Raw genomic sequence first — 20,602 nt, 5'->3', positions numbered from 1 at the left:
CCGACGGGTATCAGCGTGGCAGGATCAGCACCGGTACCGGCGAGTGACGGATCAGTTTGCTGGCCCGTGATCCGAGGAACACCTGCGCGAGTACGCCGTCGCGGGCGCTGCCGAGGAACAGCACCTCGCCACCGATCCACTCGATCGAGTCGAACGCCTCCCGGTAGCCGCGGCCGGCGGCCACCACACAGTCGGTGCCGGGGGCGATCACGCCGTCATCGAGCAGCATCCGGTGTGACTCGGCGGATTGTGCCTGCCATTGGGAGAGCACGTCGTCCTCCGTGCTCAGGCCGACCAGCGGCGGGTACATCGCCCCGCCGCGCACCGCAAACGACACCACCCGCAGTGGCGCATCCATCCGATCGCAGAGGCCCCGGGCGCGGGCAATGACCGACCGCGATTCGGGTCCCGATCCGCTGATCGCCGCGGTGACCCGGGTGAGCAGGCCGTCCTTGGGCGACCGGTAACCGCGCGGACTGATGCCCACCGGTACCGGCGAGCGATGCATCAGCGTGTCGGCGGTCGAGCCGAGCACGATCTGACCCAGCTGACCGTCACCGGTCGAGCTGATCGCGATCGCATCGGCGTCGAGGGCGCGGGCGTGCTCGATGAGTGCCGATGCCACCGTTCGATGATCGAGTCGGGTGAAGCGCCAGCTCAGCTCGGGCGGATAGATGGTCATGTACTCGGCGACCTCCGCCTCCGCCGTGGCCGCGACTTCGTCGGTCCACGAGGCGAACTCGGCATCGACCTTCGCCATCGACGGCGTGGTCCAGGGCTTGGGGACGACCGTGGCCACCACGAGGTCGGTGTGCAACGATTCGGCGGCCATCGCGCCGAGTTGCAGCCCGCCCAGGCCGCCCTCGCCCTGGACGTAGCCCACCAGGATCGTCATGTGTGAGCCCCGTCCGAGTTCGGTGTCGTCGCGTTCAGCTTGCTGTGGCGGCGTCCCCACAGGGCGTAGAACAGCAGGGCCGCGGCGACCCACGCGCCGAAGAAGGCGAAGGTGACCGGCGCCAGACCACTCAGAATCCACACACAGGCCGCCACCGACAGCACCGGCGTCACCGGGTAGCCGGGCACACGGAACGGTCGTGGCAGGTCGGTCATGGTGCGGCGCAGGATGATCACGCCGATCGACACCACGATGAATGCCGCCAGCGTGCCGACCGAGACCAGATCCCACAGCTTGTCGATCGGGACGAAGCCGCCGAGCACGGCGATCACCGCGCATACCACCACCGTGTTGTTCACCGGCACCATCGTTGTCGAACTGACCTTGGCGAAGGCGGATGGCAGCAGGCCATCTCGTCCCATCGCGAACAGAATGCGCGTCTGGCCGTAGATCACCACCAACGTCACCGAGAAGATGGAGATGACCGCACCCGCCGCGATGATGGTGCCGACCCAGGTGGAACCGGTTACCGAGTTGGCCAGCACCGACAGGCTGGCGCTGTCGTCGGGATCGAAATCGGTCCAGGCCTGTGCGCCGATCGACGCCACGGCGGTGAGCAGATAGATGCCGGTGACCACCAGGAGGGCGCCGATGATGGCCCGTGGCATGGCCTGCTGCGGGTTGCGCACCTCGTCGCCGGCCGTGGATACCGCGTCGAGGCCGATGAAGGTGAAGAAGATGACCGCGGCTGCCGACGTCACCCCGGCCATCCCCTCGGGCATGAACGGCGTGAAGTGGCTGGAGGTGAACGCGGTGAGGCAAACTGCCGCGAACAGCAGCAGCACACCGAGTTTGATCAACACCATCACCGTGTTGACGATCGCGGACTCGCTGGCGCCGCGAATGAGTAGCAGACCGCACAGGACGACGAGGATCACCGACGGCAGGTTCACGATTCCGGGATCATCGACGCCCCAGGGCGCGGCGTTGAGGGCATCGGGGATATGCCAGCCGAACAGGTTGTCGAGCAGCTCGTTGAGATATTGACCCCAGCCGATCGAGGTGGCTGCCGCCGACACCCCGTACTCGAGCATCAGGCATGCGCCGATGCCGACCGCCACCACCTCGCCCAGGGTCGCGTACGCATAGGAATAGCTCGACCCGGACACCGGTACCGCCGAAGCCATCTCGGCGTAGCAGATCGCCGCGAGGCCGGCCGCGACCCCGGCAACCACGAACGCGATCAGCACCGCCGGGCCGGCTTTGCTGATGGCCTCGGGGACGACGATGAAGATGCCGGTGCCGACCGTCGCACCGACACCGAAGAGGGTCAGTTGGAACGTGCCGATACTACGTTTGAGGTGCGGATCGTCGGTCGCCTCCCCGGGCGCCCCGGCACCCCGCACAGGTTTGCGGCGGAATATCGTGGCGGTGATCGATTGTGGTCGCGTCATCGGCGCCTCCTCGCAGGTAATAGACGATTCTGCGCCGGATTCGCCGGACTCGCAGCCCGATGGCCAGACCGGGTCGCCCGAGCGCTGCCGATGCCGTCGCCGGTGGCGTGTCTAGGGTGGAGTCCGCCGACACCGGTGAACGGGTCGGCGGAAAGGGGTGTTGGATGGCCCGGGACGCGGCGATCGAGGCCGAGCGGGCTGCCCGCGGTGAGTTGCGACGGGCCGTCGAGGCGCTCGGCGAGGCCCAGGTGGCCGCGGGGATGCGACGCCGGTCCCGCGCTCCCCGATGGGTGGCGCTGGCAGCCGCTGTTGCGGTTGTCGCTGCAGTGGTTTCGACGGTGCTGTGGGTACGGGGCGCCGACGCTTACACCGACGCCGACTACCAGCGCGCCGCCGTCGACCGCGTGACAATGCTGCTGAGCCCCGATCATCGACGCCCCGAGCAGGTGCGCCGGATCATCGACGGCGCGACCGGCGAGTTCCGGGACCAGTTCGCGCAATCCGCGGACGCCTACTCCCGGTTCGTCGCCTCGCAGGGCACGGTGGCGCGTGGAATCGTCGACGGCTCAGGTGTGGCTCGGCGTTCGGGCGATCGGGCTGTTGTCCTCGTCGCGTCGACGGTGGTCTTCGCCGGGGGCGACGACCCCGATGCCGTCGGCGACCCCGATCCTGTCGACGAGACGGTGCGCCGGTTCCGGTTGCGGGTCCTCGTCGAACCGGCCGATGGCGAACTCAAACTCGCGGCGGTGCAGTACCTCCCATGACGACCCCACCCGAGAAGAGTGCTCACGCAACGGTGTCTGCCAGTGCCGGCCGCGGTCTGCGCGCTGCCCGCGGGGTGATCCCCGTGCGGCGCGCCGTCGCGTTCGGCGGGGTGATCGCTGTCGTCGCGACCGCACTCGTGGTCGCCGTGGGTGTGCAGTGGCGGGAGTCGGTGATCGACTCCGCCACCGACCGGGCCCGCACCGAGTTGCGTCGGTCCGCCGGCGAGATCGTCGCTCACGTGTTCTCGGTGACCACGGCATCGTGGCAGGCCGACCGGCATCGTGCGCGCGGTCTCGTCGGCGGTGAGTTCGCGCGGCGCTATGCCACCGAGTTGACCCGGCCACCGGCCGACGGCGCCGTGCGGGTCACCTGGCGCCCGGATGTCGTCGGCGTGGTCGATGCCGAACCGGACAGCGGTACCACCCTGATCCGGGCGTCCGTGGAAACCGTCGCGACCCCCGACGCCCCACCGATCACCGAGAAACGTTCAGTGCAGGCCCGGTTCGACCGGGTCGGGGACATCTGGCAGCTGACCGGGATGGAGGTGTTGTCATGACGTCGTCGGACTCTCGCGGCGCCGGCGCCCCGGATCATGCCCTCGACGCGTCAGAGCATGCCCTCGACGATGCCCGCCGGCGCGTCGAACAGGCGACCCGCGCGGCCCGGCGTGCCCGCATCGACGCCTCGGATGCGTTGCGTGCCCGGGCCCGACGTCGATCGGCGTGGTTCCGGGGCGTCATCGCGATCGCGGGTGCCGTGATCATCGTCGCGAGCGGGGTGCTCGTCGCGGTGGTCATGCACAACCATGCATCGGCCGAGCGGTCGGCGGCGGCAGACGCGGCGCTGGCGGCAGCCAGTTCCTCGGTCGCGTCGTTACTGACCGCCGATCCCGCCGATGCCGGCGGCTACGTGAATCGCGCCGTCGCCGTGACGACCGGCGACCAGCGCGATCGGATCGAGGCGGCCCGCGACTCATTGGTGGCCGAGGTGACCGCGCAGGCCGAGCCCAGTTCCGGGCGGGTGCTGTCGGCGGGGCTGATCACCGACCCCGACTCGGATGCCGAGGGTGCCGAGGCGGCGGCACTTGTCGTGGCCGAGGCCTCCGATCCGCAATTGATCGGCGCCCAGGGTGATGACACCCGCGTCACCATCGAGGTGACGATGATCCGAGCCGGCCAGGACTGGCTGATCAGCCGGGCGGTGCTGACATGACCGCCGGCGCAGCTCCCGGTCCGGCGCGGCGGCCTGGCGCGCACCTGGGCAGACGTGGACGTCGCCGCGTCATCGTTGCCACGGCGATCGCGTTCGTGGCCGTCGTGGTGACGGTGGTGGGTCTGATCGGTGCCGCGCGGTCGCGTCCGGTGCCCGACGACACGCAACGTACCGCTGTGCTCACGGCGACCGATGCGGCGGTGACCGCACTGTTGTCCTACACCCCGGACGAGACCGAGCGCGACCGGCACGAGGTCCTCGCACAGCTCACCGCGCCGATCGACGAGGCATACCGTGCGCAGGGCGTCGACGTGGTGTTACCTGGCGCGATCGAGGCCGGGATGACGTTGTCGGCGCAGGTGGTGGGTGCCGGGGTCGAGGAGTTCACCGCCGAACGCGCGCGGGTGCTGGTGTTCGTCGACCAGACGGTGAGTATCCCCGCAGCGACCGATACCGGTGATCGAGACGACGACCGTACCCCTACCGCTCGATGGGCCACTATGCGTAATGTCGAGGGGAATTGGCGTCTTGCCGACCTCGCAATGGTCGGCGACGTCACCCGGTGAGGAAGTGCATTTCGCGCACTTCCCGGTCGGCTTCGGAAAGGCCGGCACCCGCGCTGCCGCATGTCGCGACATCGCGGACAAGGACGTGTCAGGAGGAATTCGGGATGAGCGCATCATCGGCAGGTGTGGTTGTGGTGGGTGCGGGGCTCGGAGGTATCCGCGTGGCGGAGAGCCTGCGCAGCAACGAGTACACCGGACCCATCACGCTGATCGGCGAGGAAGCCCACCCGCCGTATGACCGTCCGCCGTTGTCGAAGTCCGTGCTGCTCGGTAAGGACGACCGGGTCGATCTGAAGCCGGCCGACTACTTCGGTGAGGCATCGGTGCAGCTGCGTGTCGGTGAACGCGTGTGTGCTATCTCGCCGGAGACCCGCACCGTGACCGTCGAACGGCTCGACGCCCCCACCGAGCGTGCGGAGGTCGCCTACGACTCACTCGTCTTGGCAACCGGACTGCGCCCGCGGTCGCTGCCGGGTACCGAGGGGGTGGCCGGTGTCCACGTGCTGCGCACCATCGACGACGCCCTCGCGCTGCGCAGCGAGATCGAGAATGCCTCGCGCGCAGTGATCGTCGGCGCCGGTTTCATCGGTTGCGAGGTCGCGGCCAGCCTCAACCAGCGCGGCCTGGCGGTGACGCTGGTCGAGCCCGCGCCGACGCCGTTGGCCGCTGCGCTGGGAACCGGGGTGGGGGAGTTGATCACCCGGATGCATCAGGCCAACGGGGTCGATGTCCGCGCCGGGGTCGGCGTCGACGAGGTGCGCTCGGCCGACGGTAAGGTCACCGGCGTGCGGCTCGCCGACGGCGACGAGGTGGCCGCCGACATCGTGGTGGTGGGTATCGGGTCGATCCCGGTGACCGATTACCTCGATGGTTCCGGGATCGAACTCGCGCCACGCGAATCCGGCGGCGGGATCGCCTGCGACGAGCACGGCCGCGCCTCCGCGCCGGACGTTTACGCGCTCGGCGACGTGGCGAACTGGCGCACAGAGACCGGCGGCACGCGCCGCGCGGAGCACTGGACGCACACGGTGGAGCAGGCCACCGTCGTCGCCCACCGGATCGCGCAGACCGACGCCATGATTCCGGCTGCGCCGCCGTACTTCTGGAGCGACCAGTACAACCTGAAGATCCAGGTGCTGGGTCGGCCCGAGGCCGGCGACGAACTCCATCTGGTCGACGACGACGGCACGAAGTTCCTGGCCTATTACAGCCGTGACGGCATCCTCACCGGCGTCGTCGGCGCGGGCAAGGTGGGTGCGGTGATGAAGACGCGGCCGAAACTGCTCACACCGACGCCGATCGCCGACGTGCTCGGCTGAGTTACCGGTGCCCCGACCGCACCCCGATATGGTCGAAGCCGTCGAACGCGCGATCGGCGACCTCGCCGACCCCCAGCGGGCGGTGTCCTCGGCGCGCTTCTTCAAAACCGGGCCGGGCGAGTACGGCGAAGGTGACCGGTTCGTCGGCGTGACCGTGCCGCAGCTACGCATGGTGGCCAAGAGGTTTCGTGGGGCCGGGGCCGACGTCGTATGGCGTCTGCTGGCCTCGGAAGTCCACGAACATCGCCTGACCGCCCTGTTCCTGCTGCGCGGCGAGTACGAACGTGCCGATGACGACACGGCGCGCCGGCGCTGGGTGGATCTCTACCTGCAAGCGTTGTCGGCCGGGCGTGTGAACAACTGGGATCTGGTCGATACCTCCGCCGATCCGGTGCTCGGTGCGTGGCTGGTGCGGACCGACGAATTCGGTCTGCTCGTGGAGTTGGCCGAACACGATGACCTGTGGACACGGCGGGCCGGTATCGTCGGCACCTTCGCCTTCCTGAAATGTGGTGTCGCGGATGCCACGCTCGCGGTGGTACCGGTGGTCATCGACGATCGCCGGGACCTGATCCAGAAGGCCACCGGCTGGATGTTGCGGGAGATGGGAAAGCGCGTCGACCGTGACCTGTTGACCGACTACCTCCACCAGCACGCCGCCGAGATGGGGCGTACCGCATTGAGTTACGCGACCGAACACCTCATGCCCGAGGAGCGTGCCCACTACCGCTCGTTGCGTTAGGGGTGTCGGGGGCCTGGTCTCGATACGCCTCGTCGCAGGCTCCTCGGCTACTCGACCAGCGGATCTGGCGTTACTGTCCGGCCGGGCGCAGCTCTTTTCACGGGTGAGGTGGTCTGGTCTCGATACGCCTCGTCGCAGGCTCCTCGGCTACTCGACCAGCGGATCTGGAGTCGAGTAGCGACGAACGGAGTTCTCCTGCTGGTCGAGTAGCGACGAACGGAGTTCTCCTGCTGGTCGAGTAGCGACGAACGGAGTGAGGAGCGTATCGAGACCTGCCCGACCACCTCTACCGCGAACCGCGAAACACCTTGACCGCGGCCCAGATCATCGGGAACTGGAAAGGCAGACGCGCGATGGCGACCGCACGCATGGGCAGCGGCTTGTCCTTCCACAGACGCACCATGTTGAGATTGGCCGGGTAGACCGCCACGAACAGTGCGGCCGCGAGCGCAGCGCTGACCCGCCGGGTGCGCGGCGCCAGCAGACCGGCGCCGATCGCGACCTCCGCAACCCCGGACGCGTAGGTCAGCGTCCTCGGGTCCGCCGGGATCTCCTCGGGAATGATGTCGTCGAATGGTTTCGGCGCCACGAAATGCAGTGCGCCGATGGACAAGAGCATTCCGGCGAGCAGCCGGGCCAATCGGTCGGGACTCATCGTGTTCACCCTTCGTCGCGTGTGTGGCCGCCCGTCAGAACTCGATCTTGAGCGCATCCGACGTCGGGTGCGCCTGACAGCCAAGGATGTAGCCGTCGGCGATGTCCTCCGGATCGAGTGCGCCGGTGTTGTCCATCTCGACCGTACCCTCGGTGAGCGTGCAGGCACATGAACCACACTCGCCCTCCTGGCAGGAGTAGGGGGCGTCGAGTCCGGCGGCCAGCATGATGTCGACCAGTGAGCGCTTGCGCGGCCAGCGGAGATTGTGTGTCTCGCCGTCCAACTCGACCTCGACGGTGGCCGCCTCGGCGTCCTCGGCCTCGCTGACCTCCTCGAGCTCGACGTCGGCGAACGGATCTCCGGACAGCGAGTTGTACACCTCGGTGTGCACGTTGTGATGGCCGAAGCCCGCGCCTGCAAGCGCTTTGTGGACAGCATCCATGAACGGGCCGGGCCCGCACAAGTATGCGGTGTGGTCGGCGTAGGCGCGGAAAACCGTGGTCAGCGACCGGTCGTCGGGAAGTCCCTGCAGGGATTCGAGCCAGTGGATGAGCGTCAGCCGGTCGGCATGGGCACGCTGCAGGTCGCGTAGTTCGTCGGCGAAGATGACATCGTCGACGCTGCGGTTGGCGTAGAAAAACGTGATCGGTGCGGTGCCGGTGTGCAAGGCCGCCTTCAGAATCGACATCACCGGCGTGACACCGCTTCCGGCGGCGATCAACAGCAGCGGCGTGTCGAGGTCCTTGGGCGTGAACACCCCGGACGGTGGCAGCACCTCGATCTGCGTGCCGACCGCGAGGTTGTCGCACACCCAGTTCGAGCCGTAGCCATCCACCGTGCGCTTGACCGTCACCTTGGGCCGGCGATCGGTGACCGGTGACGACGCGAGTGAGTAACAGCGGGCCACCGACCCGGTGCGGTCGCTCGGGATACGCAGCGTCAGGAACTGGCCCGGCTTGTAGTCGGTGAAAGGGTCGCGATGGGTATCGGGCAGATCGAACACGATCGAGCGGGCCTCGGCGGTCTCGTCGATGACGTCCGCGACCGTGAGGATCACGCTGCGCGAGCCATGCGGTGTCAGCTCGGTCATCTCCCACCTCTCCACCGGCTCTGTGCCGGCGCCTCGTTCACCGGGCGGCGTCACGCACCGCGCCGTGGTCCAACGTCCAATGTGCCGTGGTCTCGTGCGCCATGCTCCTGGCATCGTCACCGCAGTTCAGGCGAAAATAAGAACACGTTCTAGTTTAGTCTAGCGTAAGGCTCGCCGATCATGACAGTGCACCGACGCCCTCTGCAAGCGTACGGCTGCCGGCGATGATCAGGGTCTCCAGATCCGCTCCGGGCTCGGCGAGCCACTGCTCGTAGGCGGCCAGCGCGATTCCCAGACACATCCAGGCGATGGTCTGCGGCAGATGATCGGCGTCGCGCAGGCCCAGTCGGTGCGCGCAGAACTCCGCGATGACCTGACGCCATTCGGCATACATCAGCATCGAATGCGCCTGCAGGGCGGGCACGCCGAGGAGCAGTGCCATCCGCCGTCGGTGGCCCGCCAACTCGGTTGATGGCACCCGGTTGAACGAGATGAGCGCTTGCTGCAGGGCGTCGGCGATCGGCTCGGTGGGCGGGATCTGGGCGAGCAACGTGCGCATCGCGTATAGGTGGGAATCGAAGTCGCCCCAGGCGATCGCGTTCTTGGACGGGTAATAGCGGAACAGGGTGCGGCGAGCGATGCCGACCGCTTCCGCGACATCGTCGACGCTGGTCTCCTCGAAGCCGCGGGTGCTGAACAGGTCGATCGCGATCGCGCTGATCTGGGCGCGCGAGGTGACCGGGCGCCGGCCGGGCTGGTTCGCCGAGGTGAGGGACGGTGGCGCTACGTCCGGTGGGCTCATCTTCACCTGTCCATCTGATCAGTTTTGCCGCAGGGGTGTTTTTCTGCACCGAGTGCCATTATAGTATCCGGTGATCCACATCACGACCAGAAGAAAGAGGAGGTTGGATCATGGCCGATCAGTCCGTTACGTCGGATCACGACGAACTCGTGGGTGAGTCGTTGGTCGAGGAAGTGTCGATCGACGGGATGTGCGGGGTCTACTGATGTCGATCACGACATCGAGTCCGGTGGCCGGCGGTCGCGTTGATGCGACCGCCGGGCCCGGCGCACCCCAGTCCGATGTACCCACCCAGTCCGAGGCAGCCACCCAGTCCGAAGCGCCCGGCACGTCCGAGCGCGCCACCCGCTTCGACGTCGACGCCGCGTGGCAGCTCAACCCGAAGGTGGCGTTGCGTCCTGAGCCGTTCGGCGCGCTGCTCTATCACTTCGGCACCCGCAAGCTGTCATTCCTCAAGAACCTCACGGTCGTCGGAATCGTGGGTTCGCTCGCCGATCATCCGACCGCCGGCGCCGCGCTCGACTATGCCGGTATCGACACCGCCGATCGGCCGCTGTACTTGCATGCGCTGCGCGCGCTTGCCGATTCGGGGATGATCGCGCGTCGTCCCGTGGCCTGACGCCCGATGATGCTCGACCTGCAGACGCCCGACCCCGCACCCGCCAGACTCGCCACGCCCCCAGGAGTCCAACGATGACAACACTCGAAATGCCGCCCACCACAACCGCCTCGGCCGCCGTGTCAGCGGCGAGTAGCCCGTCGAAGGTGGGTCGGCTCGTCGATCAGTTCGAGAAGGGGCTTGATGCCCCGATCTGTTTGACGTGGGAATTGACCTATGCCTGCAATCTCGCCTGTGTGCACTGCCTGTCGTCGTCGGGTAAACGTGATCCGCGGGAGTTGTCGACTGAACAGTGCAAGGCGATCATCGATGAGCTGCAGCGGATGCAGGTCTTCTACGTCAACATCGGTGGTGGTGAGCCGACCGTACGACCGGATTTCTGGGAGCTGGTCGATTACGCGACCAGCCATCAGGTGGGGGTGAAGTTCTCCACCAATGGTTTACGGATCGACAAGCAGGTCGCGGCGCGGTTGGCAGCGTCGGACTATGTGGATGTGCAGATCTCGCTGGACGGCGCGACCGCCGAGGTCAACGACGCGGTTCGTGGTCCGGGGTCGTTCGACATGGCGGTGCGTGCGTTGGAGAACCTGCACGAGGCGGGCTTCGCCGACGCCAAGATCAGCGTGGTGATGACGCGGGAGAACGTCGCGCAGCTCGACGAGTTCAAGGCGCTCGCCGATCGCTACGGCGCCACTTTGCGCATCACCCGTTTGCGTCCGTCGGGGCGTGGTGCCGACGTATGGGACGATCTGCATCCGTTGCCCGAGCAGCAGCTCGAGCTGTACAACTGGCTTGTCGCACATGGCGACAACGTGTTGACCGGTGACTCGTTCTTCCACCTGTCGGCCTTCGGCGGCGGTGACGGTGGTGGCGCGTTGCCGGGGTTGAACCTGTGTGGTGCCGGTCGGGTGGTGTGTCTGATCGATCCGGTTGGTGATGTGTATGCGTGTCCGTTCGCGATCCACGAGAACTTCCTGGCCGGCAACATCACCACCGACGGTGGCTTCCAGCAGATCTGGCAGAATTCGGATCTGTTCCTCGAACTGCGTGAGCCGCAGAATGCAGGTGCGTGCACCAAGTGCGCTCACTTCGACGCGTGTCGTGGGGGCTGCATGGCCGCCAAGTTCTTCACCGGCCTGCCGCTGGCTGGGCCCGACCCGGAATGTGTGCAGGGTTACGGCGAGCAGTTGCTGGCCGGTGACCGTACCAAACCGACTGCCAACAAAGATCATTCGCGCGGCACCCCGTTGACGCTGATGACGCGGCGTCCCGACGGGGACCTGCTACCGGTGGGTGCCCCACCGTCGAAGAGTTGCGATGAGAATCCGCTGGCGGGGTTCACCCCCGACAGTCTGTAGCTGAAGAAGAGATAGGTAAGGACATGCCGAAGAATCCGTGGGCCCGAAATCCCTGGTTCGAAACCGTGCACGAGGCGCAACGGCGCGCCAAGAAGCGTCTGCCCAAGTCGGTGTACTCCTCGCTGGTCGCCGGTACCCAGGCGGGTATCACCGTCAACGACAACACGGCCGCGTTCAACGAACTCGGGTTTGCGCCGCACGTGGTGGGCACCCAGCCCGATCGGGAACTGTCGACCACCGTGATGGGCCAGGAGATCTCGTTCCCGGTGATGATCAGCCCGACCGGTGTGCAGGCGGTGGATCCCGACGGCGAAGTGGCCGTGGCCCGGGCTGCCGCAGCTCGTGGCACCGCGATGGGGTTGTCGAGCTTTGCATCCCATCCAGTGGAAGAGGTGGCCGCGGCCAACGACAAGTTCTTCTTCCAGATCTACTGGCTGGGGTCGCGCGAGGAGATCCTGGCCCGGGCCGAGCGTGCGAAGGCGGCCGGCGCCAAGGGGCTCATCGTCACCACCGACTGGGTGTTCAACGTCGGCCGTGACTGGGGCAGCCCGGAGATCCCGGAGAAGGTCGACTTCGCGGCACTGCTCAAACTCGCGCCGGAGATCGCGGTCAAACCGCGCTACGCCCTGGACTGGGTCAAGGGCGGCACGATCAACATTCCCGATCTGACCGCGCCCAACCTCACCCCGCCCGGTGAACCGGGTCCCACGTTCTTCGGCGCCTACGGTCAGTGGATGAACACCCCGCCGCCGACCTGGGAAGATCTCAAGTGGCTGCGTGAGCAGTGGGATGGGCCGTTCATGGTCAAGGGCATCACCCGCCTCGACGACGCCAAGCGGGCCGTCGACATCGGCGCCTCGGCCATCTCGGTGTCCAACCACGGTGGCAACAACCTCGATGGCACCCCGGCCACCATCCGGGTGCTGGGCCCGATCGCCGACGCCGTCGGGCATGACATCGAGGTGCTCCTCGACGGTGGCATCCGACGCGGTAGTGACGTCACCAAGGCACTGGCCCTCGGCGCGCGTGCGGTGATGATCGGTCGCGCCTACCTGTGGGGCCTGGCCGCCAACGGCCAAGCCGGCGTGGAGAATGTACTCGACCTGCTCCGCATGGGCCTGGACTCCAGCCTGATGGGACTGGGACGCAAAAGCATTCACGAACTCTTCCGCGACGACCTCGTCATACCGGAAGACTTCGAACGCTCCTTCGGCCACGTGTGAGGCGAGGCGCCGTCGCCGTTCACCCACCACAAAGTAGAACGTGTTACAGTTTTTCGACACCGTTCACCTGTGGTGGGTGACGCGACGAGAGAACGAGGGCTCATCGGATGGGGCAGTTCGACGGCAAGGTCGTCTACATCACCGGAATGGCGCGCGGGCAGGGGCGCAACCACGCGCTGCGCTTCGCGCGCGAGGGGGCCGCGATCATCGGTATGGACATCGCCGGTCCGGTCGCCGACCACACCACCTATCCGGCCGCGACGGCCGAGGACTTCGGTGACACCGTCCGCCTTGTCGAGGAGGCCGGCGGAAAAATCCTTGCCCGACAAGGTGATACCCGCGACTTGGCGTTCCAGGAACAACTGGTAGCCGATGGCGTCGAACAATTCGGGCGTCTCGACATCGTGGTGGCCAACGCCGGCCTACTCACCTGGGGCAAGGTCTGGGAGCTGAGCGAAGAGCAGTTCACCGACGTCGTCGACATCAACCTGGTCGGGACCTGGAAAACCCTGCGCGCCTCGATCCCCGCCATGCTAGACGCCGGCAACGGCGGGTCGATCGTGGTGATCAGCTCGTCGGCCGGCCTCAAAGCGATGCCGCTGCAGGCCTCCTACTCGGCGTCGAAATTCGGTCTCCGTGGCCTCACCCAGACTGCTGCCAAGGAACTCGGCCACTATCGCATCCGGGTCAACAGCGTGCATCCCTATGCCGTCGACACCCCCATGGGCGTGGCCGACACCGAGGCCCACCGGATTTTCGGTATCGGATGGGTCGCACCACATCTGAGCTCGATGATGAACCATCACCCGGTGGCCTCGCTCGACGAGATCTCCGACGCGGTGCTCTACCTGGCCTCCGACGGCGCCAAGGCGATCACCGGGTCCGAGTTCTCGATCGACATGGGAGCCACAAAGGTCTGACGGCTTCCCGCGCCGACAGAACCTGGTTTCGCGCCGACGGAACCCGGTTTCGCGCCGACAGAACCCCAGAATTCGCCGAGAGCATCCGCGGAGTGTGCGGATGCTCTCGGTCAGACGCCGGGGCGGATGCTCTCGACGAATTCTGGGGTTCTGTCGGCTGCCGTGCTGAGAGTTTGGGAGCCAGGGTGCGGTGGGTGCGGGTCCTAGTCTTGCCAGAGGGTGGCGGGATCGGTGGCCTCGCGGTCCGGGGCGGTCGGCGTCTGCGTCGACGTACGGGAGAACCGGGGCGCCACCTGTGCTTGGGTCACGCCGTCGATCTCCACCAGGTTGGCGCGAGCGGCCATATGCGGATCCGACGGCGCCTCGGCGAAGTCGAGGACCGGTGAGGTGCAGGCGTCGGTGCCCTCGAACACCTTGGTCCATTCGTCGCGGGTGCGGGATTTGAACGTTTCGGTGAAGATCCGTTCCAGCTCCGGCCACTTCGCGATGTCGTTCTGCGCGGGCAGATCTGCGTCGGCGAGGCCCAGGCCGGAGATGAGTTGGGCATAGAACTGCGGCTCGATCGCGCCGACGGCCATGTACTTGCCGTCCGACGTCTCGTACACCTCGTAGTAGGGGGCGCCTGTGTCGAGCATGTTCACCCCGCGCTCGTCGCTCCACAGGCCGGTGCCGCGGAAGGCCCACATCATCTGTCCGAGTACCGAGGCGCCGTCGACCATCGCCGCGTCGACGACCTGCCCCTGACCGGAGATCCCGCGCTCCAGCAGGGCGGCGAGTACGCCGACGACCAGGAACATCGAACCACCGCCGAAGTCGCCCGCCAGGTTCAGTGGCGGCACCGGCCGATCTTCCTTGCGGCCGATGGCATGCAACATGCCGGTCAGCGAGATGTAGTTGATGTCGTGGCCGGCGCGGTCGGCACGAGGCCCTTCCTGCCCCCAACCGGTCATTCGGCCGTAGACGAGGCCGGGATTGATCTCCGCCAGATCGTCGGGCCCGAACCCGAGTCGTTCCATGACGCCCGGGCGGAAACCCTCGAGGATCACGTCAGCCTTGGCTACCAATCCGAGGATGGTGTCGCGGTCGGCGGGGTCCTTCAGGTTCGCCTCCACGACCCGGCGTCCACGCAGCAGTGCGTCGGCTTTGCGGTCCGGCGCCGGCAGCGAACCGGGCCGCTGCACCCGCACCACGTCGGCACCCAGGTCGGCCAACAGCATCGCCGCGTGTGGTCCCGGCCCGATCCCGGCGAACTCGATCACCCGGATTGCGCTGAGGGGTCCGCTCTTTCCGCTGCTGCGCGGTGTCGTCGACGTCATGGTGTCCTCCCGATCAGTACCCGCCCCATGTGTCGGGTCTCACGCTTTTCCGGTCCAGCATCCCACAACCGATCGAGCGCTCGGACAGGCGGTCCATCCGATCGGATGGATGTGGGATTTCTATCGAACAAATGCGCCGACCCGGTTAACAGTGGCGCACCGCATCGCTAGAGTTGAACGAATGGAGCGTCGGGCCGCATTGGGACAGCTGTCGTGGCCCGAATTGTCAGACTGCACGGTCACCCTCCTGGTCCCGCTGGGTGCGACCGAACAACACGGGCCGCACCTGCCCCTGGACACCGACACCCGGATCGCCCAGGCGGTCGCCGAGCGGGTGGCGGAGGGCGGGCATCGAGATGCCGGACCCTCGGGCGATGCGGCGTCGGTGCTGACGGCTCCGGCACTGAACTACGGCGCCAGCGGAGAGCACGAGGGTTTTCCCGGCACCATCTCGCTCGGTCATGCCGCGTTGGAGTTGCTGTTGGTGGAGTACGGACGAAGCGCCTGTCGCTGGGCCGATCGCCTGCTGTTCGTCAACGGACACGGCGGCAACGCGAACACTCTCGCGACGGCCGTGCGTCGACTGCGCTACGAGGGGCGTGACGCTGCCTGGTTCCCCTGCGCTTTTCCCGAAGCCGACGCCCACGCCGGACACACCGAAACATCGGTGTTGCTGCACTTTTCGCCGTCAGAGGTCTGCGCGACCGCGGCGCAGGCGGGCAACACGGCCCCGGTGGCGACACTGCTGCCGGCCATGCGCACCGGTGGGGTGGCCGCGGTCAGCGCCAACGGCGTACTCGGCGACCCGACCGGAGCCAACGGCGAGCACGGGGCCCGGTTGCTCGACGAACTCGTGGCACGGCTCGATTCGGCGTTGGCCGACTGGCACGTTGACGAGAGCGGGCGGCTCGGATGACCGCACTCGACCGGCCGCCCGAGGCCGTGGCCACCGTCGACCACGCGCTGCCCGACGGGTTCCAGGTGCAGATCGACATGCGCTGCGCGCGTCGGCGTGACCTGCGGTTCCTTGTCGGGGGTTCCCCGACCCGCATGCTGCGGCTGACCGACACCGCACTCGGCATGACCTCTGCCGACGGCCGTATCGAGGTATGTGACCCGGCCACGCGACGCCTCGCGCGGCGCTTGCTCGACAGCGGAATCGCCAACCCCCGGCCCATGTTCGGGCCTTCGCCCGACGACGTCACGATCGTGGTGCCGGTTCGTGACAATCAAGCGGGCGTGGACCGACTGCTGCGCTCGGTCGACGGCGTCAAGGTGATCGTCGTCGACGACGGGTCGCGCACGCCGATCCGGGTCGACGGGCCTGACGTCGAGCTCATCCGGTTCGACGGCAATCGTGGCCCGTCGTCGGCGCGCAATGCCGGTGCAGCGGCCGCCACCACAGACTTCGTCGCCTTCCTCGACTCCGACGTCGTCCCGACCGCCGATTGGCTGACCATGCTGCTCGGGCACTTCTCGGACCCGTCGGTCGCCATCGTCGCCCCGCGCATCGTCGGCCTCTCCCGCGCCGCGCGCGAGGCATCGAAGGTCGAGCGATATGAGAACGGACATTCTTCGCTCGACATGGGCCCCGAAGAGTGCTCGGTGGTGCCCGGCAGCCGGGTCCCGTATGTGCCGAGCGCGGCGATGGTGGTGCGCCGCAAAGCTTTCTGTCAGTTCGACGAGTCGCTGCGGGTGGCCGAGGACGTGGACCTGTGCTGGCGCACCCACAAGGCCGGCTGGCGAGTTCGGTACGACCCGGTCGCGCGGGTGGCCCACGATCACCGCTCGGATGTCCGGTCGGTGCTCGGGCGTCGTCGTTACTACGGGACCGGCGCGGCGCACCTGGCCGACCGTCACGGTGGGTTCGCCGCACCGGTGGTGATGTCGATCCCCATGGCGGTGGCCGTCGGCGCATTGCTCACCCGCACTCGAATCGGGCTGGCCATCGCGATGATCATCGTCGTATACACGGGTGCGCGGCTGCGGCGACGCCTCGGCGAGCTGCCGGACGCGCCGTTGGTTGCCACGCAGATGACGGGCCGAGCCGTGGGGTTCGGCCTGCTGCAGGCGGCAGGTGCGATCTGCCGGCACTACTGGCCCGTCGCGGTCCTGCTGGCGTTGTTCTCCGCACGCTTCCGGCGGCTCGCTGTGGAGGTCGCGCTGGTCGAGGGGGTCGTGTCATGGGCGCGTGAGGTCGTCGCGGACCCGGCGTCGGGTCCAGCCCTGGGGCCGCTCTGGTACACCGTGTTTCGGCGACTCGACGATCTGGCCTACGGAGCCGGGTTGTGGCAGGGTGCCATCGCGCAGCGCGACCTCGGGGCGCTGCGGCCGGTGTTGACCACATAAAGGTGACGACGCGACGACTTCCGACGACCGCCGACGTGGTGGTGGTGGGTGCGGGCAGTGCCGGATGCGTCATCGCCGAGCGGCTCTCGCGTGACCCCGGGCGCGCCGTCGTCGTGCTCGAGCGCGGACCGCGTGACTGGCCGCCCCCGGCCGTTCGCGATCTACAGGTGTTGCCGATCGAGCACGGCGCCGGCTTCGCCCGGGGCCACACCGAGGCCACGGGACTCCCGGTGGTGCGGGGCAGCGCGCTCGGTGGGTCGTCGGCTGTCAACGGGGGGTACTTCCTGCGCTGGCATCGCGATGACTTCGATGACTGGCCGGCGCAATGGTCACCAGAGGCGATCGCACACGCCTATGACGAACTCGACGCACCGGACGGCACCATGGGAGTGACTGCCTTCGCAGACGACGAACTCGTCGATGTGGTGCGTCTTTTCGAGTCTTACTGGGCCCAGGCCATGCCGGTGCGTGCCACCGCGGATCCGTGGCCCATCGTCGGCGTGAATCGTGTGCGGTCCAACCGGGAGGGGCCGCTGCGGCGCACGTCGGCCGAAGCGTATCTCCGGCCCGCGATCGACCGACCCAACCTGACGGTGATTACCGATGCAGAGGTGGCGGAAGTGATGGTGGCCGGCCGTCGGGTCACCGGGGTGCGCGTGGGTGCCGACCGGATGTCGGTCGGTGAGGTCGTGCTGAGCGCGGGCACGCTCGGTACCGCCGGGATCCTGCTCCGCTCCGGACTGGGGAGCCTCATCGGGTCCGGCGGCACGCTGCCGCTCCACGAACATCGTGAGGTGCTGGTGCACTACCGGCGCCACGTGGACCCTCAGGTGATGCCGACGGCGTTGCTGCAGTCGGTGGTCCACACCGCCGACGACGTGGAGATACGTTGTTACAGCACCGATATGGCGAGATTCGTGAAAGGTGTGGAACCGGTCGGCCCGGCCGTGGGGGTGGCGGGGATGCGACCTGGGTCCCTCGGCGCGGTTCGGGTCGGCGACACCGGACTCCTCGTCGACCTCGGCACGGTCGATCCAGCCAGTGCGCGCCGGATGGCGCTCGGCGCCGAGTCGGTGCGAGATATGTTGAACTCGTCGACATTCGGCGGCGTCGTCGAACCGGGGTCGATCGTCGTCGACCCAGTGGTGCGGACCTCCCAGCACGCCTGGGGGAGCCTTCCGATGGGAGTACGGACCGATGACCTCGGAGGGCTCGACGGACTCACCGGCCTTCGGGTCGTGGACGGCTCCATCCTGCCGGCCGCCGGACGCAGCGGACCGCACGCGACGATCATGATGATCGCCGTGCGAATCGGCGACGTGTTGGCGGCGCGCTGAAACCGCCCGATGCGTAGGCTGGCGCCATGACCGCGTCACTGAATGACCCCGAGATCCGTGAGTTCCTCACCGCCGGCACCCGGACGGGGCACCTCGGATGGGTGGCCGGTGACGGAAGGCCGCTGGCGGCGCCCGTGTGGTTTGTGCTCGACGGTGACCGGATCGCGTTCAACACCGGTGCCACGACCGCGAAAGCACGTGCGATGAGCCGAGATCCGCGTGTGGTGTTGACGGTCGACCTGCCTGGTCCGCCGTATGCCTTCGTGCAGATCCAGGGCCTGGCGGTCACCGCCGACGACCTACCGGAAGTGCGTCGGATCGCGACCGAATGCGGCCGTCGGTACATGGGAGCCGATCGCGCCGAGGAGTTCGGCGCACGCAACGGTGTGCCGGGCGAACTCGTCGTGTGGGTCGAGCCGACGAAGATCGTCGCCGCGCTTGATGTATCGGCCTGACTCCGCCGAACTCCGCCAATGGCGCCCAGTCAACGGTAAACGGCGCCCAGTCAACGGTAAACGGCGCCAGCCAACGGGAAGGGGCTGCGGTGGATCTGGGAGGTCAGATCAAGGTCGACCAGTAGTCCCAGAACTCCACGCCGATGGCGACGATCACGACCGCGTACCAGACGGGCAGCAACACCCACAGCCATGAACGGATCTCGCGTCCGACGCGCGACGATCCGAACACCCGACCGGCGCTCAGCACCAGGATCAACGGTGTCACGGTCCACACCACCATGCAGTACGGGCACAAGGCGTGGATGCGATACAGACTCTGGAAGACGAGCCAGTTGATCATCACGAACCCGGCGAGGGTGCCCAGGGTCTGACCGAGCCAATACCACCGGGGCAGTTGAACTCCCGCGGTCGCAAGGGCACCGGTCACCACGATGACCGAGAAGGCCGCGATGCCGATCAGTGGGTTCGGGAAGCCGAAGATGGCTGCCTGATCGGTCACCATGACCGAGCCGCATGAGAGCACCGGGTTGATGCTGCAGCTCGGCGTGTACGACGGATCGATGGCCAGTTCGAAGCGCTCGATCGTCAACGTGGCGGACGCGATCAGGCCGATCACGCCTGCAACGAGCACGATCACCCCGATCACTCGTGATGCCGGCATCAGCCTCGTCCACCCGCGGACTGCGGCGTCGTCTGCGTCGTCGGGAGGTGTGGGTGTGCCGCCGTACTGGTCGGTGGTCTCGGTCATGATGCGGTGTTCTCCGGGATGATTCAGTTCGTGGCCGCGAGAACTGCGTCGCGTAACGCCTCCGGCGTCGACAGCTGCACGTCTTCACCGTTGAGCCGAACGGTCGGGGTGGCGGTGACGGCGGCTTGCTGGGTGGTGTCGGCGACCCAGTCGGCGAACTGCTGGTCGTCGATGCACTGCCGGACGTTGTTCGCTCCGGCCTGGGTGGCGAGATTGTTCAGCTGGTCGTCGGACAGGCCGGCGCCGCCCTCACTGGGCTGCTGGGCATACAGCGTGTTGTGGAACTGCAACCAGGTCGTGAAATCGCCGTTCGTCGCGGTCGACTCTGCGACACACGCCGATGCGTTCGCCGCGCGTGTGGAGTAGTCGGTGGTCGACATCCGGTCGAGGATCGCGATCGGCATGTAGTCCACGGCGACCTGTGGGTTGTTGCGCAACTCCTCGAGGACCGGCCCGAATTGCTCTTCGAACTGGCGGCACGCAGGGCACTGGAAATCCTCGGCGATGGTCAACACGGCGGGCGGCGTGCTGCCCGCCGGGGCGGTGGTGATCCGGAAGGCGTTGTCGTCGGTGGCGACGGTGACCTCCGATGAGCTGCCGGTGCTCGACTCGTTGGACAGCACGGCCCACAATCCGATGCCCACGGCGATGGCGATCAACACAACCGCTGCGCCGATCTTGAGGAGCGTTGATCGGCGCTTCTCCGCCTGGCGGGGATCGACGATGACCTTCTTCGAGTTCTGGGCCATGGGGTACTGATGCCTCTGCTTCGTG

Annotated in this window: 23 protein-coding genes; 15 read left to right on the top strand and 8 right to left on the bottom strand. The window is 67.4% G+C overall.

Annotated features, from left to right (window positions below; genetic code table 11):
* Positions 1–10: 10 nt before the first annotated feature.
* Both OSB52_RS10590 and OSB52_RS10585 read right to left on the bottom strand, forming a co-directional pair.
* Positions 11–895 carry a universal stress protein gene (locus OSB52_RS10590; RefSeq protein ID WP_266061603.1) on the bottom strand — a complete coding sequence of 295 codons (885 nt, stop codon included), beginning with the start codon at positions 893–895 and terminating at the stop codon, positions 11–13.
* Positions 892–2,349, bottom strand: a complete 1,458-nt coding sequence (locus OSB52_RS10585; protein ID WP_266061602.1) for an amino acid permease — start codon at positions 2,347–2,349, stop codon at positions 892–894. Before OSB52_RS10585 ends, OSB52_RS10590 begins: the two co-directional genes overlap by 4 nt.
* 59 nt (positions 2,350–2,408) lie before the next feature.
* Between OSB52_RS10585 and OSB52_RS10580 the strand changes: the two genes are divergently transcribed.
* The 6 genes from OSB52_RS10580 to OSB52_RS10555 all read left to right on the top strand — a co-directional run bounded on the left by OSB52_RS10580 (position 2,409) and on the right by OSB52_RS10555 (position 6,953).
* Entirely contained in the window at positions 2,409–3,113 is a 705-nt protein-coding gene (locus OSB52_RS10580) for an Rv1363c family protein (RefSeq protein ID WP_308203666.1), read from the top strand.
* On the top strand, positions 3,110–3,670 hold the full coding sequence (locus OSB52_RS10575) for a hypothetical protein (protein WP_235723568.1): 561 nt from the start codon (positions 3,110–3,112) through the stop codon (positions 3,668–3,670). Before OSB52_RS10580 ends, OSB52_RS10575 begins: the two co-directional genes overlap by 4 nt.
* Positions 3,667–4,326 (top strand): hypothetical protein, encoded by a 660-nt coding sequence (locus OSB52_RS10570; protein WP_235723569.1) that lies wholly within the window; start codon positions 3,667–3,669, stop codon positions 4,324–4,326. The genes OSB52_RS10575 and OSB52_RS10570 overlap by 4 nt, the downstream gene beginning before the upstream one ends.
* Positions 4,323–4,892, top strand: coding sequence for a hypothetical protein (locus OSB52_RS10565; RefSeq protein WP_266061601.1), 570 nt, complete (start codon positions 4,323–4,325; stop codon positions 4,890–4,892). The genes OSB52_RS10570 and OSB52_RS10565 overlap by 4 nt, the downstream gene beginning before the upstream one ends.
* Before the next feature lie 104 nt (positions 4,893–4,996).
* Positions 4,997–6,211, top strand: coding sequence for an NAD(P)/FAD-dependent oxidoreductase (locus tag OSB52_RS10560; protein ID WP_235723571.1), 1,215 nt, complete (start codon positions 4,997–4,999; stop codon positions 6,209–6,211).
* A 28-nt stretch (positions 6,212–6,239) separates the two neighbouring features.
* Positions 6,240–6,953 (top strand): DNA alkylation repair protein, encoded by a 714-nt coding sequence (locus OSB52_RS10555; RefSeq protein WP_266061673.1) that lies wholly within the window; start codon positions 6,240–6,242, stop codon positions 6,951–6,953.
* Positions 6,954–7,239: 286 nt separating this feature from the next.
* Here the strand turns inward: OSB52_RS10555 and OSB52_RS10550 are convergent, their stop codons facing one another.
* From OSB52_RS10550 to mftR, 3 genes are all read right to left on the bottom strand, one after another.
* Positions 7,240–7,608, bottom strand: a complete 369-nt coding sequence (locus OSB52_RS10550) for a DoxX family protein (protein WP_235723572.1) — start codon at positions 7,606–7,608, stop codon at positions 7,240–7,242.
* A gap of 34 nt (positions 7,609–7,642) precedes the next feature.
* Positions 7,643–8,698: a ferredoxin--NADP reductase gene (locus OSB52_RS10545; RefSeq protein ID WP_235723573.1), complete on the bottom strand. Its 1,056-nt coding sequence runs from the start codon at positions 8,696–8,698 to the stop codon at positions 7,643–7,645.
* Between the two features lie 178 nt (positions 8,699–8,876).
* On the bottom strand, positions 8,877–9,500 hold the full coding sequence (gene mftR / locus OSB52_RS10540) for a mycofactocin system transcriptional regulator MftR (protein ID WP_266061600.1): 624 nt from the start codon (positions 9,498–9,500) through the stop codon (positions 8,877–8,879).
* A gap of 110 nt (positions 9,501–9,610) precedes the next feature.
* Here mftR and mftA point away from each other — a divergent pair, with 110 nt between their 5' ends.
* The 5 genes from mftA to OSB52_RS10515 all read left to right on the top strand — a co-directional run bounded on the left by mftA (position 9,611) and on the right by OSB52_RS10515 (position 13,620).
* Positions 9,611–9,706, top strand: a complete 96-nt coding sequence (gene mftA, locus OSB52_RS10535; RefSeq protein WP_160900601.1) for a mycofactocin precursor MftA — start codon at positions 9,611–9,613, stop codon at positions 9,704–9,706.
* Positions 9,706–10,119 (top strand): mycofactocin biosynthesis chaperone MftB, encoded by a 414-nt coding sequence (mftB, locus tag OSB52_RS10530; RefSeq protein WP_266061599.1) that lies wholly within the window; start codon positions 9,706–9,708, stop codon positions 10,117–10,119. The genes mftA and mftB overlap by 1 nt, the downstream gene beginning before the upstream one ends.
* Positions 10,120–10,193: 74 nt before the next feature.
* Entirely contained in the window at positions 10,194–11,477 is a 1,284-nt protein-coding gene (gene mftC / locus OSB52_RS10525; protein ID WP_266061598.1) for a mycofactocin radical SAM maturase, read from the top strand.
* A 23-nt stretch (positions 11,478–11,500) separates the two neighbouring features.
* On the top strand, positions 11,501–12,700 hold the full coding sequence (gene mftD / locus OSB52_RS10520) for a pre-mycofactocin synthase MftD (protein WP_266061597.1): 1,200 nt from the start codon (positions 11,501–11,503) through the stop codon (positions 12,698–12,700).
* Between the two features lie 107 nt (positions 12,701–12,807).
* Positions 12,808–13,620, top strand: a complete 813-nt coding sequence (locus OSB52_RS10515; protein WP_235723578.1) for a mycofactocin-coupled SDR family oxidoreductase — start codon at positions 12,808–12,810, stop codon at positions 13,618–13,620.
* Positions 13,621–13,823: 203 nt separating this feature from the next.
* Here the strand turns inward: OSB52_RS10515 and OSB52_RS10510 are convergent, their stop codons facing one another.
* Complete coding sequence (locus tag OSB52_RS10510) at positions 13,824–14,936, bottom strand: CaiB/BaiF CoA transferase family protein (RefSeq protein WP_266061596.1); 1,113 nt, start codon at positions 14,934–14,936, stop codon at positions 13,824–13,826.
* Positions 14,937–15,117: 181 nt separating this feature from the next.
* Here OSB52_RS10510 and mftE point away from each other — a divergent pair, with 181 nt between their 5' ends.
* Genes mftE through OSB52_RS10490 form a run of 4 tightly spaced genes read left to right on the top strand, consistent with a single transcriptional unit; the run spans position 15,118 to position 19,077 of the window.
* Positions 15,118–15,852, top strand: coding sequence for a mycofactocin biosynthesis peptidyl-dipeptidase MftE (gene mftE, locus OSB52_RS10505; protein ID WP_235723580.1), 735 nt, complete (start codon positions 15,118–15,120; stop codon positions 15,850–15,852).
* A complete protein-coding gene (mftF, locus tag OSB52_RS10500; protein ID WP_235723581.1) occupies positions 15,849–17,285 on the top strand; it encodes a mycofactocin biosynthesis glycosyltransferase MftF in 1,437 nt (478 codons plus the stop codon). Before mftE ends, mftF begins: the two co-directional genes overlap by 4 nt.
* Before the next feature lie 2 nt (positions 17,286–17,287).
* Positions 17,288–18,622 carry a mycofactocin system GMC family oxidoreductase MftG gene (gene mftG, locus OSB52_RS10495; protein ID WP_266061595.1) on the top strand — a complete coding sequence of 445 codons (1,335 nt, stop codon included), beginning with the start codon at positions 17,288–17,290 and terminating at the stop codon, positions 18,620–18,622.
* 26 nt (positions 18,623–18,648) lie between these two features.
* On the top strand, positions 18,649–19,077 hold the full coding sequence (locus OSB52_RS10490; protein WP_266061594.1) for a PPOX class F420-dependent oxidoreductase: 429 nt from the start codon (positions 18,649–18,651) through the stop codon (positions 19,075–19,077).
* A gap of 103 nt (positions 19,078–19,180) precedes the next feature.
* Here OSB52_RS10490 and OSB52_RS10485 read toward each other — a convergent pair whose 3' ends face one another.
* Complete coding sequence (locus tag OSB52_RS10485) at positions 19,181–19,828, bottom strand: vitamin K epoxide reductase family protein (protein WP_266061593.1); 648 nt, start codon at positions 19,826–19,828, stop codon at positions 19,181–19,183.
* 23 nt (positions 19,829–19,851) lie between these two features.
* Positions 19,852–20,577, bottom strand: a complete 726-nt coding sequence (locus OSB52_RS10480; protein ID WP_266061592.1) for a DsbA family protein — start codon at positions 20,575–20,577, stop codon at positions 19,852–19,854.
* Between the last annotated feature and the right edge of the window lie 25 nt (positions 20,578–20,602).

The sequence above is a fragment of the Gordonia aquimaris genome (assembly GCF_026262595.1).
GTDB classification, from domain to species: domain Bacteria; phylum Actinomycetota; class Actinomycetes; order Mycobacteriales; family Mycobacteriaceae; genus Gordonia; species Gordonia tangerina.
Note: the sequence above shows the minus strand (reverse complement) of the source record. Positions and strands in the feature narration are given on the sequence as shown.